At 61.0% G+C, this 13,502-nt stretch carries 13 protein-coding genes (1 of these 13 cut by a window edge); 9 read left to right on the top strand and 4 right to left on the bottom strand.

The genetic code is table 11. From position 1 onward, the window contains the following. Positions 1-78: 78 nt before the first annotated feature. The 4 genes from lexA to dinF all read left to right on the top strand — a co-directional run bounded on the left by lexA (position 79) and on the right by dinF (position 3,603). Positions 79-702, top strand: coding sequence for a transcriptional repressor LexA (gene lexA / locus ACTG2U_RS12520; protein WP_005339540.1), 624 nt, complete (start codon positions 79-81; stop codon positions 700-702). A gap of 484 nt (positions 703-1,186) precedes the next feature. Then, entirely contained in the window at positions 1,187-1,402 is a 216-nt protein-coding gene (locus tag ACTG2U_RS12515; protein ID WP_019446524.1) for a hypothetical protein, read from the top strand. A gap of 210 nt (positions 1,403-1,612) precedes the next feature. Continuing rightward, positions 1,613-2,239, top strand: coding sequence for an SCO family protein (locus tag ACTG2U_RS12510; protein WP_005339543.1), 627 nt, complete (start codon positions 1,613-1,615; stop codon positions 2,237-2,239). 2 nt (positions 2,240-2,241) lie between these two features. Continuing rightward, positions 2,242-3,603 carry an MATE family efflux transporter DinF gene (dinF, locus tag ACTG2U_RS12505; protein ID WP_439974550.1) on the top strand — a complete coding sequence of 454 codons (1,362 nt, stop codon included), beginning with the start codon at positions 2,242-2,244 and terminating at the stop codon, positions 3,601-3,603. Between the two features lie 13 nt (positions 3,604-3,616). Here dinF and trmL read toward each other — a convergent pair whose 3' ends face one another. From trmL to ACTG2U_RS12490, 3 genes are all read right to left on the bottom strand, one after another. Beyond that, positions 3,617-4,081, bottom strand: coding sequence for a tRNA (uridine(34)/cytosine(34)/5-carboxymethylaminomethyluridine(34)-2'-O)-methyltransferase TrmL (trmL, locus tag ACTG2U_RS12500; RefSeq protein WP_064335101.1), 465 nt, complete (start codon positions 4,079-4,081; stop codon positions 3,617-3,619). Between the two features lie 74 nt (positions 4,082-4,155). Next, positions 4,156-5,526 (bottom strand): ATP-binding protein, encoded by a 1,371-nt coding sequence (locus tag ACTG2U_RS12495; RefSeq protein ID WP_005357421.1) that lies wholly within the window; start codon positions 5,524-5,526, stop codon positions 4,156-4,158. Next, positions 5,508-6,203, bottom strand: a complete 696-nt coding sequence (locus ACTG2U_RS12490; RefSeq protein ID WP_005339549.1) for a response regulator — start codon at positions 6,201-6,203, stop codon at positions 5,508-5,510. Before ACTG2U_RS12490 ends, ACTG2U_RS12495 begins: the two co-directional genes overlap by 19 nt. A gap of 85 nt (positions 6,204-6,288) precedes the next feature. Here ACTG2U_RS12490 and fieF point away from each other — a divergent pair, with 85 nt between their 5' ends. The 4 genes from fieF to ACTG2U_RS12470 all read left to right on the top strand — a co-directional run bounded on the left by fieF (position 6,289) and on the right by ACTG2U_RS12470 (position 9,745). Then, the gene (gene fieF / locus ACTG2U_RS12485) at positions 6,289-7,200 is read left to right on the top strand and encodes a cation efflux pump FieF (RefSeq protein ID WP_058057054.1); all 912 of its coding nucleotides are present in this window, start codon (positions 6,289-6,291) and stop codon (positions 7,198-7,200) included. 8 nt (positions 7,201-7,208) lie between these two features. After that, the gene (gene cysE / locus ACTG2U_RS12480) at positions 7,209-7,988 is read left to right on the top strand and encodes a serine O-acetyltransferase (protein ID WP_005339552.1); all 780 of its coding nucleotides are present in this window, start codon (positions 7,209-7,211) and stop codon (positions 7,986-7,988) included. A gap of 20 nt (positions 7,989-8,008) precedes the next feature. Beyond that, positions 8,009-9,289, top strand: a complete 1,281-nt coding sequence (locus ACTG2U_RS12475; protein ID WP_439974549.1) for a hypothetical protein — start codon at positions 8,009-8,011, stop codon at positions 9,287-9,289. A gap of 246 nt (positions 9,290-9,535) precedes the next feature. Continuing rightward, positions 9,536-9,745, top strand: coding sequence for a cell division protein ZapB (locus ACTG2U_RS12470; protein ID WP_005339554.1), 210 nt, complete (start codon positions 9,536-9,538; stop codon positions 9,743-9,745). A 72-nt stretch (positions 9,746-9,817) separates the two neighbouring features. Here the strand turns inward: ACTG2U_RS12470 and elbB are convergent, their stop codons facing one another. Then, positions 9,818-10,468: an isoprenoid biosynthesis glyoxalase ElbB gene (gene elbB, locus ACTG2U_RS12465; protein ID WP_005339556.1), complete on the bottom strand. Its 651-nt coding sequence runs from the start codon at positions 10,466-10,468 to the stop codon at positions 9,818-9,820. Between the two features lie 400 nt (positions 10,469-10,868). Here elbB and polA point away from each other — a divergent pair, with 400 nt between their 5' ends. Next, a protein-coding gene (gene polA / locus ACTG2U_RS12460; RefSeq protein WP_439974548.1) for a DNA polymerase I crosses the window boundary here: on the top strand, positions 10,869-13,502 show its 5' portion. 132 nt of this gene lie beyond the right edge of the window; only the first 2,634 of its 2,766 coding nucleotides appear in the window; its start codon is at positions 10,869-10,871; its stop codon lies off the right edge, out of view.

Raw genomic sequence — 13,502 nt, 5'->3', positions numbered from 1 at the left:
ATGTCAGCTGCGCCTTGCCTTGGCCACTGCACTGTATATACTGCCAGTGTGCTGTATAAAAAGACAGGTGCCAATTCTATGAAACCCCTTACCCCCCGCCAGGCCGAAGTGCTGGAGCTGATCAAGGTGAACATGAGCGAGACCGGTATGCCGCCGACTCGTGCCGAGATTGCCCAGAAGCTTGGTTTCAAGTCGGCCAATGCGGCCGAAGAACATCTGAAGGCCCTGGCCAAAAAAGGGGTCATCGAGATCATGCCGGGCACGTCCCGCGGCATTCGCCTGTTGCTCGAAGAGGAAGAGGTGCTGGAAGAGAGCGGCCTGCCGCTCATCGGCAAGGTGGCTGCCGGTGAACCCATCCTGGCTCAGGAGCATATCGAGAGCCACTATCAGGTTGATCCCGCCCTGTTCCACCCGCGCGCTGATTTTCTGCTGCGGGTGCAGGGGATGAGCATGAAGAACATCGGCATTCTGGATGGCGATCTGCTGGCTGTGCACAAGACCCAGGAGGTGCGCAACGGTCAGGTGGTAGTGGCCCGTCTCGATGAGGATGTCACCGTCAAGCGCTTCCAGCGCAAGGGCAGTCAGGTATGGCTACTGCCGGAGAATGAAGAGCTCTCCCCCATCGAGGTGGATCTCTCCTGCCAGCAGCTCACCATCGAGGGGCTGGCTGTCGGGGTAATCCGCAACGCCGACTGGATGTAATCATCTCCGCCAACTGCGTTTGCCACACGGCCTCCTTCGGGAGGCCGTGCTGTTTCTGGCGCACTTTCCCTGTCATATCAAACAGATCATCGGCGGCGGCATTTTTGTCCTGCGCGACCGGCTACCAATCATCCATTTCAGATATATGCTCAGATCAGTGCCCTGTCGCCGAGACAGGGCTTGGCACCCCCCTCTGACCATCGCAATGCGTCGGTACGGGAGGGCCGGTAACAACGAGAATCGGGCAGTACACCTTCACGGGATATGAAGGGGGAGTGGGGAGATCCCGAGCCTTGTCAGGCAAAGGGGACCACTCGTAATGGTTGCAGATAGTCGTGACGGGCCTGTTCCCAGTTCAGGCCGACGAAGCAACATGACCTGTCGGTCAAGGAGGACTGGTATGGCATCAAGATCGCCATGGGATTCAGAGGCTGGGGCTGCGCCAGCGGAATCGTCAATCACCCGTTTTGTCAAAGGTAGCCGGATGACCTGGTTTTACGGTCTCTGGTTGCACCATCGTGGTTCGCACTGGACGCTCTGGCTGGGATGCCCGAAAGAGAAGGTGGTGCGTCTGGTGCTGCTGTTCAAACGTGGTCACGGTGATCGCCAGGGGGAAGAGGGCTGGCTGGCCCCCGTGATTCCCATCGGCGTGCGGGCCATCGGCAAGATGCTGCAGCAGGGGCGTAACGCTCGCCCCTGAGCAGAAGAGACAAACAAATCCATCCATAACCGGCACCCGAGGGGGCCGGTTTTTTTATGGCCGCAACTGGCGATTAATTATGCCAAATGGTCGACTCCTGACAGGGCGTTGCACAAGGTTGAACCACCTTGGCGGCTCGCTGGGGTACAATGCCCCCCTCTTGTCCGGTCACTGCTGGCCATCTGCCTCGAACTGAAAGGGTCTCTTGTTATGATGAAGCTCCGCTATCCCCTGCTCTTTCTGCTGCTGACAGCCTGCCTGATCCTGGTGTTCTACGCCACGCAGCCAGAGCAGCCGGAACAGGCCGATTATTATCCGGCGGGGCGGGACATCAATGATTTCGCCTTTACCGATGCGGACAACCAGCCGTTCACCCCTGCCAACCTGAAGGGGCACTGGACCTTCCTGTTCGTCGGCTACACCTTCTGCCCCGATATCTGCCCCACCACCCTGGCAGATATGCGCTCCGTCTATGACCAGCTGAAGAAGATGGCGCCCGACAGTCAGGTGGTGTTTATCTCGGCGGATCCCCAGCGTGACGATATTCCCCGTCTCAAGACCTATACCGCCTTCTTCAATCCCGAGTTCAAGGCGGCCACTGCCCCCCACGACAAGCTGTTCCCGTTCGTGCGCAATCTGGGGCTCATCTACTCCATCGCCAATCAGGGGGAGAAGGATTACCTGATCGATCACTCCGCCTCCATCGTGCTCATCAATCCCAAGGGCAAGCTGCAGGCGGTATTCCGTCCGCAAGTGGCGCCGGGTCAGGTGCCCCGGGTGCAGATGGCCACCATGCTCTCTGACTTCGCCCGCATTCTGAAGCTGGCAGGCCACTGAGCGTGACCCCAGCTGTTGCCCCCTGGTGGCGAGATCCCTCTCGCCACCGCGCTGTCTTTGCGCTCGCCCTGCCCATGGTTTTCTCCAATATCACCACCCCCTTGTTGGGGCTGGTGGACACCTGGGTGATCGGTCATCTCGGTCAGGCCTGGTTTCTGGGGGGCGTTTCGGTCGGCGCGACCCTGATCAACCTCATCTTCTGGCTGCTCGGCTTTTTGCGGATGTCGACCACCGGGCTGACGGCGCAGGCGCACGGCGCCGCCGATGGTCGTGCCCAGCTCGATACCCTGCTGCGGGCACTGGGGCTGGCTATCGCCTTGGGGTTGATGCTGCTTCTGTTGCTCTTCCCCCTGTTGCCGCGATTGATCGCCCTGAGTGGCGGCTCGCCCGAGGTGCAGCTCTATGCGGGCCAATATGTGGCGCTGCGGATCTGGAGCGCCCCGGCGGCGCTCTGCAATCTGGTGGTCATGGGCTGGCTGTTGGGGATGCAGGATGCCCGCAGCCCCATGGTGATGTTGATCCTCACCAATCTGGTCAATATGGCGCTCGATGCCCTGTTTGTGCTGGGGCTCGGCTGGCAGGTGCGGGGTGTGGCGGCGGCCTCGGTCATGGCGGACTACTGCGCGCTGGCGGTCGGGATCTGGCTGGTACGCCGTCAGCTGCGGCAACTGGCGCCGACGGTGTGGCAGGATGGTTGGCAGCGCTGGCGGCAGCTTGCGCCCATGGTGCGGTTGCTCGGCCTCAACCGCGATATCTTCCTGCGCTCCCTCTGTTTGCAGCTCTGTTTCGCCTTCATGACTCTGCAAGGGGCACGACTGGGGGATGTGGCGGTGGCCGCCAATGCGGTGCTGCTCAACTTCCTGATGCTCATCTCCTACGGACTCGATGGTTTTGCCTATGCGGTGGAGGCCATGGTAGGACGAGCCATCGGTCAGCGGGATCGGCAGAAACTGCGGGAGGCCATTGTGCTCAATCTGGGCTGGGCCGCCCTCATTGCCAGTGGTTTTACCCTGGTGTTTGCCCTCTTCGGTGCCCACCTTATCGGCTATATCACCGACATTCCGGCCGTGGTGGCGGAGGCAAATCGTCAGCTTCCCTGGCTGATCGCCATGCCCTTGCTGGCGGTCTGGTGCTTCCTGCTGGATGGCGTATTCATCGGGGCGACCCGGGCGCGGGAGATGCGCAACAGCATGTTGCTGGCCGCGTTTGGCGGCTTCTTCCCGATCTGGTGGCTCTGTCAGTCGTGGGGCGTGGCCGCGCTATGGGCGGCGATGGCGGCGCTGATGGTGGGGCGCGGTCTGTCGCTGGGGGTCACTTGCTGGCGGCTGGAGCGCAGCGGGCATCTGCTCGACGCCCGCCACTGATCATCGGTGGCGCTTACATGGCACCGTCGTAGCCGAGCTGGCGCCAGCTCTCGTAGACAAATACAGACACCGCGTTGGAGAGGTTCATGCTGCGGCTCTGGGGCACCATAGGGATGCGCAGCCGCTGCTCGAATGGCAGACTCTCGATGATCTCGATGGGCAGGCCGCGACTCTCCGGGCCAAACAGCAGGGCGTCGCCAAGGGCATATTGTGCTGCCGAGTGCGCGGTGCGCCCCTTGGTGGTGCAGGCAAACACCCGTTTGGGCGCCACGGCGGCCAGAAAAGCCTCATAGTTCGGCCAGCGCTTCACCTCGGCAAACTCGTGATAGTCGAGTCCCGCCCGCTTTACCCGCTTGTCATCCCACTCAAACCCCAGTGGCTCGATCAGATGGAGCCGGTAACCGGTATTGGCGCAGAGCCGGATGATATTGCCGGTGTTGGGCGGAATTTCCGGCTGGTAGAGGACGATATCGAGCATGACGAGCTCCTGCAAAGAGGTGTAAAGCCAAGAAGGGGCGCCAGCATACCCAGCGCCCGTCCGGATGAAAAGGATCAGGCGATGGGCAAGCGGATGGTGATGGTCAGCCCGGTGGGATGATTGTTGCTGGCCGCAATGGTGCCGCCGTGGCGCTGGATCGCCTCCGAGGCGATGGCCAGCCCCAGCCCGGTGCCGCCAGTCTTGGCGTTGCGGGCATCATCCACCCGGAAGAAGGGCTGGAACAGCAGCGCCTGCTGCTCGTCAGGCACGCCAGGGCCATCATCCCGAATAGTCATCACCCACTCCAGTCCCTCCCGATACCAGTCCACCTTGATGAACTCGCGGGCATACTTGAGGGCGTTGCGCAGGGGGTTCTCCACCGCCCGGGCCAGCAGCTCGGGCCACATCTGGATCGACTCGGCAGGCAGCGGCGGCAGTCTGAGCTGTTTGCCGCTCTGGTTTGCCTCGAACATGGCATCTTCGAGGATGGGCTCCAGCAGGTCGGCCAGCGGCTGCACGATGGGGGCTTCAACATGCTGTTGTACTCGCGACAGATCCAGCAGATCGCCGATCAGCTTGTCCAGCCGTCCGATCTCCGATTCGATCCGCGCCAGCTCGGCGCTGTCACCCTGCTTGCGGCGGATCAGCGCCTGCGCCAGTTGCATCCGGGTGAGGGGGCTGCGCAGCTCGTGGGAGATATCGGAAAGCAGCTGTTTCTGCTTCTGGATCATGCTCTTGAGTGTCTCCACCATGCGGCTGACGTTATCCGCCAGCTGGCCGATCTCGTCGCCCCGTCCCAGGTTGGGGATCTGTACCTCCAGATTGCCAGCCGCCAGTTGGGAGACCGACTTCTGCAACTGCAGGATGGGCCGGGTCAGCCGCCAGGCGAGCAGCAGGCAGAGCGGGGTGCTGACCAGCATCGAGATGCCCAGAATGCGGATCGGGTGATCCAGCACCTGAATGAACAGGAACAGGTAGGGATTCTCGGCATTGAGGCCGAAATAAACGTGATAGCGATGGCCGTGGTGCTCCATCAGGAAGGGGCCGGCGATCGCCTTGCGATCCTCGTTGCCCAGCATGGGATTGGCCGGGTCATCGGCATCCACCATAAAGCGCACCACGAACTTGCGCGGATGGGTGGTGGACTGGATCTGCCCCTTCTCGTCGCGCAGGTAGACGTTGTCCACCGGCAGCATGGCGATCTTGTCCATCGCCTTGGCCAGATCGAAATCCTGATCCGGCTCGGCGGCGTTGAGCAGGGCCTGCACGTTGTTCTGCATCCGCGCGACTTCGTGGGTCGGCAGCGGGATCTGGTTGCGGGGATCCAGGGTCGGCAGGCTGATCACGGCGGCCAGCATCACCAGCAGCATGAACCAGAACCAGAGGAAGATGTGGGTCGAGATCCCGTTGAGGGAGTTGATGCGCTCTATTCTTGCTCTAGCCACAGGTACCCGCGCCCCCGTACGGTTTTGAAGCGGGGCTGGCCATCGGTGCGGTCCGGCAGCTTCTTGCGCAGGTTGCTCAGGTGCATGTCGATGGCCCGATCGAAGGGTTCCAGCTTCTTGCCCAGCACCTGCTCGGAGAGGTGGCTCTTGCTGACGATCTGGCCGGGATTGCGCAGCAGGCACTCCAGCAGCCCGAATTCGGTGGCGGTCAGCTCCAGCAGCTGTTCGCCGCAGCGGGCCTGCTGCAGGCCGGGTTGCAGCACGATATCCATGAAGTGCACTTCGTCGGAGGAGTTGCCGCGCTGGGGCGGGGCGCTCTGGGTACGGCGCAGGATGGCGCGTACCCGGGCCAGCAGCTCCCTGTCATCGAACGGCTTGGCCAGATAGTCGTCGGCACCCGCTTCCAGACCGTTAACCCGATCCTGGCTGTCACCGCGGGCGGTCAGCATCAGCACCGGGGTGTCGTGGGTCTTGCGCAGCTTGGTCAGCATGGCAAAGCCGTTGAGCTTGGGCATCATCACGTCCAGCAACACCAGATCGAAGCTCTGCTCCGCCAGCCGTTGCAGCCCCTCTTCACCATCCTCGGCGACCGTGACCTGAAATCCCTCCAGGGTCAGAATTTCGGTGAGCAGTTGGGTCAATTCAAGATCGTCGTCGACCAGGAGTATTCTGTTCATCTGGTGTTATTCCGCAGATTTTCGCGCCAAACTGACGCCGGGGTCAGGGTATAATAAGTTTTTCATCGCCAGAGGAAAGCCGGTTTTGAGCCATCAACAATATTCCCGTTGGGTGACCTTTGCCAGCATAGCGGCGGTCACCACCGCTACCTTGCTGATCATCGGCAAACTGATCGCCTGGCTGATGACCGACTCATCGACCTTGCTGGCGTCGCTCACCGACTCCTTCATGGATGTGAGTGCCTCCATCATCAACCTGCTGGCCATTCGCTATGCGCTTGCCCCGGCCGATGACGAACACCGCTTCGGTCACGGCAAGGCGGAGTCGCTGGCGGGCCTCATCCAGTCGGCCTTTATCTCCGGCTCCGCCCTGCTGCTGGTGATGCACGGAATTTCATCCCTGCTCAATCAGGCGCCTATCCTGCGGCTGGAAGCGGGTCTCTGGGTCAGCGGCGGCTCCATCGTGCTGACCCTGCTGCTGGTCAGCTTCCAGAGTTTCGTTATTCGCAAGACCAACAGTGTGGCCATCAAGGCCGACATGCTGCACTACCGTTCCGATCTGCTGCTCAATGCCGGTGTCTTGCTGGCGCTGGTGCTGGCGGGGCAGGGGTGGTACTGGGCCGACGGCCTGTTTGCCATCCTGATCGGGCTGTTCCTGCTGTGGGGGGCGGGACACATCGGCTACGAGGCGGTGCAGGCGCTGCTCGATCGTCAGTTGCCAGCGGAAGAACAAGCGAGAATAATGGCGCTCTGCTGTGCCGTAGAAGGTGTACACGGCGTACATGACCTGCGCACCCGTCAATCCGGGCCGACCCGATTCGTACAGTTGCATCTTGAACTGGATGATCAGATCCCCCTGGTCAAGGCCCATCAGATCGCCGATGAAGCCGAACTGGCGGTACGCCAGGCATTCGAGCGGATGGATGTCATCATCCACATGGACCCCATCTCGGTGCTGACAAAAGAACAACAGAGCCCTCACCCAGAACAACAGTAGGCTGCAACATGGATGAACTGGTTGCCAAAACCTGGCACAAAATTCAGCAAGAAGCGGAGTGCATGGCGGCCCAGGAGCCGATGCTGGCCAGCTTCTTCCACTCCACCATTCTCAATCACAAGAATCTGCGTTCGGCCCTCAGCTTCCAGCTGGCCAACAAACTCGACAGCGCCACCATGCCCGCCATCGCCCTGCGCGAGGTGATCGAGCTGGCCCTGCGCAGCGAGCCCGAGCTGCTGACGGTAGTGGCGGCCGACATCTGCGCCGTGCAGGAGCGCGATCCTGCGGTCGATCTCTTCTCCACCCCGCTGCTCTATCTCAAGGGGTTCCATGCCCTGCAGGGGTATCGGGTCGCCAACTGGCTGTGGCGTCAGGGGCGCCGCTCGCTGGCCCTTTATCTGCAAAACCAGATCTCGGTGGTGTTCGGGGTGGATGTGCACCCGGCCGCCCGTATCGGCAAGGGGATTATGTTTGACCATGCCACTGGCATAGTGGTGGGCGAGACGGCGGTGATTGAAGATGATGTCTCCATCCTGCAGAGCGTGACCCTCGGTGGTACCGGCAAGGAGAGTGGCGATCGCCATCCCAAGATCCGCGAAGGGGTGATGATAGGGGCGGGCGCCAAGGTGCTCGGCAATATCGAAGTGGGTGTGGGCGCCAAAATTGGCGCGGGCAGTGTGGTGATCAACCCGGTGCCGCCTCATACCACGGTCGCTGGCGTACCCGCCAAGATCGTCGGCCGTCCGGAGTGCGACAAGCCTTCACTGGATATGGATCAGTGTCTCTGATCTCCCGGCCGGAGTAGTCGATGGCCAAACGTTGGTCGGGTTATCTGATTTTGGGGATGTGGCTGCTCAACCTGCTCCATCTCTATCTGGGACTCTCCCCCTGGCCAGCGGCCATGGCGGCCTGGGGGGCGTCGCTGCTCACCTGGCCCTGGTTGGTGGGGGCCGCCAAGCGGCAGGCGCTGGCCTTGTATGGCGCGGCGCTGTTGCTGCTCATCTTTTCCTGGTGGCAGGGCGCGCCCCTCACCGCCGGTGACTGGCTGCTGCCCAACATCAATATGCTCACCATGTTTGCCGCGGTGAGCACCCTCAACCTTGCCACCTCAGGTCTCTTGACCGGCACCACCTCCTGGACCGGGCGCAAGGGGCTGTGGAGCACCATGGCCAGCCTCAATCTGCTGGGGGCTGTCATCAACCTCTCGGTGCTGTTTATCATCGGAGATCGGCTGGAGCGTAATGGCACCCTGGAGCGGCGTCAGGTGATGGTGCTGAGCCGGATTTTCTGTGCCGCCGCCTTCTGGTCACCTTTCTTTGTCGCCATGGCGGTAGCGCTCACCTATGCGCCGGGCTTGCAGCTCTCCCATATTTTGCCGTTCGGGATCCTTGCCGCCTTGTTGGCGATGGGGCTGACCGCCTGGCAGGTGGAGCGGATCGGAGTGGCCGACTTTGCCGGTTATCCGCTGCGGCTGCAGACTCTGGGGTTGCCGGTCACGCTGGCGCTGCTGGTACTGCTCATCAAGCAGGTCTGGCCCCAGCTCGGCATTCTGGCGGTGATCGCACTGGTGGCCCCGCTGCTGGCGCTGCTCTTTATGCCGAGGGTCGGGCGCAAGGCGGCCCTCAAGCGGCAGGTGGTGGAGCGCTTCCCCGCCATCGGCGGTCAGCTGGTGCTGTTTCTGGGGGCCGGTTTGCTGGCGGCAGGCATCAACAGTGCGCTGTCGGTCATCGATCTCGGTGCCGGTCACGGCTTGCCGCTGTTCAATCACTTTGGCTGGCTTGAGGCATCCCTCACTCTGCTGCTGATACTGCTGGTGGCCATCGTCGGGGTGCATCCGCTTATCAGTATCTCCGGGCTGGCGCCGCTGCTCTGGCCGCTGGCGCCGGATCCCAGCCTGCTCGGCATGTGTTTCCTGCTGGGATGGGGGCTTGCCACCGGCACCAGTCCGCTCTCCGGCTCCAATCTGGCGCTGGCCTCCCGCTACAACCTCAGTGCCGGGCTGATCCTGCGCTGGAACCTGCTCTACGGCCTGCTGATGTATGTCGTCGCCTGTCTGTTGCTGGGGGCTTATATCGCCTTGCATGGATAACGGCGATTCCGTCGAGAGGGTACAAATGATGCGCGGGCGGCGGGGTCTTTTACGCACGCTTCAGTGTGTTGTCGCGGCTCGGGCGCAGGATGCGAGAAAAATAGACGCATATTTAGACAATACATCTATGGAAGGCGCATTTTACAGCGCACTGGCTTGTTTGTGCCGATGCGCTCGGGGTATGCTGGCTTCACGCGCTTGAATCGCCCTTTGTGGGGCATCGCAATTGAACAAACAGGTATGCATATGTCACTAGAAGTCCTTGAGCAACTCGAATCCAAAGTACAATCCGCCGTCGACAACATCTCCCTGCTGAAGATGGAGCTGGACGAGCTGAAAGAGCAGAACAGCAAGCTGCAAGACGAGAACCATCAGCTGCGCAACGAGCACACTGCATGGCAGGAGCGTCTGCGTGCCCTGCTGGGCAAGATGGATCAGATGGGCGAAACCATCTAATTCATCGCCTTCAGGCAGAATTGAAAACGGGCCGCTCCATGAGCGGCCCGTCTGTTTTTGGCGGGATGGGAATTATAGCGCCAGCAACTGCTTGACTGTCTTCTCGATGCCGTCTGCCGCTTCGACTATGTTGTTGGCCAGCATGTAGGCGGGGGTCGAAATCACCTTGCGCTCCTGATCCACCACGAATTCGTTGACCGGGCAGTTGAGATGGCTGCCACCCATCGCCTCGATGGCGTTGGCGGTACCCTCGTCATGGCCGATGGTCGCCAGCGTCCCGGCACCATAGATCAGCGGGATCATGGCGGGTGCGATGCAGATATAGGCGGCCGGTTTGTTGGCTTTGGCAAAGCTCTGGCACGCTTTCAGCACATCGGGCTGGATCTGGCACTCGGCTCCTTTGATAGCGAAGTCGCACAGGTTCTTGGCCGCGCCAAAGCCGCCGGGCACCAGCAGCGCGTCGTAATCGGCCGCATCCAGCTCGGCCACATCCTTTATCTGGCCACGACAGATGCGGGCCGCTTCGACCAGCACATTGCGGCTCTCTCCCTCGCTCACTTCACCGGTCAGGTGGTTGATGACATGGAGCTGCGCCACGTTCGGGGCGAAGCACTGGACGGCGGCTCCCTGACGGGCCAACGCCAGCAGGCTGATGACGGCCTCGTGGATTTCGGCCCCGTCAAAGACACCGCAGCCACTCAAAATCACGGCCACTTTTTTCATGGCAAACTCCTCGTTGTTGAAAATGTGAGCCAGGATGGATTGTTGTACTTTTGTATGGTTATCGCTCGCCCTCCGCTGGTCAAGTCATCTTGCTGTGCTAGGATTGTTTCGCTTTGGATCCTGCCGTACCTACTCCCTTAAATCTTTTTCCACATTGAACGAGATCATTCTAACTGTCTCACGATCGGTTTTTACGATCCCAACACATTGTTTTTAATGGTTTTTTATATTCTTATGCACAGTTTTATCACTGTGCGTCCTGATGCGCCCCATTTTTGAACACAGAGTTATCCACAGATTGAGTCCCTTTATCAGGCGCTGTGTGCTGTTGCTGCGCCCCTTGGTGTGAGGGGGGCCCTGTGGCATCCTAGCGGCTGTTTATCTCTGGCAGGACGATTTCATGGCCCCTAGCAACCCCCTTATTCTGGTCGACGGCTCCTCTTATCTTTACCGCGCCTTCTTCGCCTCCCAGCAGGCTGATCTGCGCACATCGACCGGTTTGCCGAGCGGCGCCGTCCGTGTCATGGCCAACATGATGCGCAGCCTGCGCAAGCAATATCCTGACTGTCATGTGGCCGTGGTGTTTGATGCCAAGGGCAAGACCTTCCGCGACGACATCTATCCCGAATACAAGGCGACCCGCGCCAGCATGCCGGACGATCTGCGCAGCCAGGTCGCGCCTATCCACCAGATGATTAAGGCGATGGGTTTCCCCTTCCTGATGGTGGAGGGGGTGGAGGCCGACGACGTGATCGGCACCCTGGCCCGTCAGGCGACCGAGAAGCAGCTGCCGGTGCTGATCAGCACAGGTGACAAGGACATGGCGCAGCTGGTCTCCGACCATGTCACCCTGATCGACACCATGAAAGATGTGAAGACCGATCGGGAAGGGGTGATCGAGAAGTTCGGCGTACCGCCCGAGCTCATCATCGACTATCTGGCCCTGATGGGGGACAAGGTCGACAACATTCCCGGCATGACCGGCGTTGGTGAAAAGACTGCACTTGCCCTGCTGCAGGGGATCGGCAGCATCGACGAGATTGCTGCCAACCTCGACAAGGTGGCCGCGCTCGGCTTTCGTGGCTCCAAGGCGTTCGCCGACAAGTTCCGCGAGCAGGAGGAGCAGGTTCGTCTCTCCTATCGACTGGCGACCATCAAGACTGACGTCGAACTGGAACAGAGTCTGGAAGAGCTGCTGCTCAAGCCGGTCGACAAGGAGTCCCTGCTGGCGGTCTATCGCGAATACGAGCTGCGCAACCTGATCAAGGAGCTGGAATCCGGTGGTGAAGAGGGGAGCGAGAGCGCCGGACAGGACGAAGCTGGCGATGAGAGCGCCGCTCCGGTTGCCGCCATCGAAACCGACTACCGCTGCATTCTGGACGAAGCCGAGTTTGACGGCTGGCTGGAACAGCTGAAAGCGGCACCGCTGTTTGCCTTCGATACCGAAACCACCAGTCTCGATTACATGGAGGCGCGGATCGTCGGCGTCTCCTTCGCGGTTGAGCCGGGCAAGGCTGCTTATGTGCCGTTTGGCCACGACTATCTGGGGGCACCGGTACAGCTGAGCGAGGCCGTGGTGTTGGGCAAGCTCAAGCCGCTGTTGGAAGATCCGACCCGTCTTAAGGTGGGGCAGAACCTCAAGTACGATCGCAACGTGCTGCTCAACCACGACATCGACCTACAGGGCATCGCCTACGACACCATGCTGGAATCCTACGTGCTCAACTCCACCGCCAGCCGCCACGACATGGATTCGCTGGCCAAGCGTTACCTCGGGGTCGAGACCACCTCCTTTGAAGATATTGCGGGCAAAGGAGTGAAACAGCTCACCTTCAACCAGATCGAGCTGGAGCAGGCCGCTCCCTATGCGGCGGAAGATGCCGATATCACTTTGCGCTTGCACCAGACCCTGTGGGGTCAGCTGGAGGCCGTGCCGGGCCTTGCCAAGGTATTCAGCGAGATCGAACTGCCCCTGCTGCCGGTATTGGCGCGGATGGAGTTGCTCGGCACCACTATCGATCCCAAGCTGCTGCACCAGCAGAGCAAGGAGATCGAGCTGCGGTTGGCGGAGCTGGAGAAGCAGGCCCATGAGCTGGCCGGGCAGGAGTTCAACCTCTCCTCGCCCAAGCAACTGGGGGAGATCCTCTTCACCAAGCTGGGCCTTCCGATCATCAAAAAGACTCCGAAGGGGGCACCGTCCACCGCGGAAGAGGTGCTGGCCGAGCTGGCGGAGACCTACGAGCTGCCGCAACTGCTGATGGAGCATCGTGGGCTGGCCAAGCTCAAGTCCACCTACACCGACAAGTTGCCGCTCATGATCAAGCCCCGGACCGGGCGGGTACACACCTCCTATCATCAGGCGGTAGCGGCTACGGGCCGTTTGTCATCATCTGATCCCAACCTGCAGAACATCCCGGTGCGCAACGAGCAGGGGCGCCGGATCCGTCAGGCCTTCATCCCGAGCGCCGGTTACAAGCTGGTGGCGGCGGACTACTCCCAGATCGAGCTGCGCATCATGGCGCACCTTTCCGGTGACAAGGGGCTGCTGACCGCCTTTGCCGAGGGCAAGGACATCCACAAGGCGACTGCCGCCGAGGTGTTCGGCGTGGCGCTCGATGCGGTCACCACCGATATGCGCCGCAGTGCCAAGGCGATCAACTTCGGCCTCATCTATGGCATGAGTGCCTTTGGTCTGGCCAAGCAGTTGGGTATCGGCCGTGCCGAGGCGCAGAAGTACATGGATCTCTACTTCGAACGCTACCCGGGCGTGCTGGAGTATATGGAGCGTACCCGCCAGCAGGCGGAAGCCCAGGGCTATGTCGAGACCCTGTTTGGCCGTCGCCTCTATCTGCCGGATATCAAGTCCCGCAACGCCGGTCTGCGCAAGGCAGCCGAACGGGCCGCCATCAACGCACCCATGCAGGGTACGGCTGCCGACATCATCAAGCGCGCCATGATCAACGTGGACAGCTGGATCCGCGGGATTGAAGATGAGTCGATCCGCATGCTGATGCAGGTACACGATGAACTGGTG

The sequence above is a fragment of the Aeromonas sp. 95A genome, assembly GCF_051919235.1.
GTDB classification, from domain to species: Bacteria; Pseudomonadota; Gammaproteobacteria; order Enterobacterales; family Aeromonadaceae; genus Aeromonas; species Aeromonas veronii.
The sequence above is the reverse complement of the archived record's forward strand: the minus strand, read 5'-3'. Positions and strand labels throughout refer to the sequence as shown.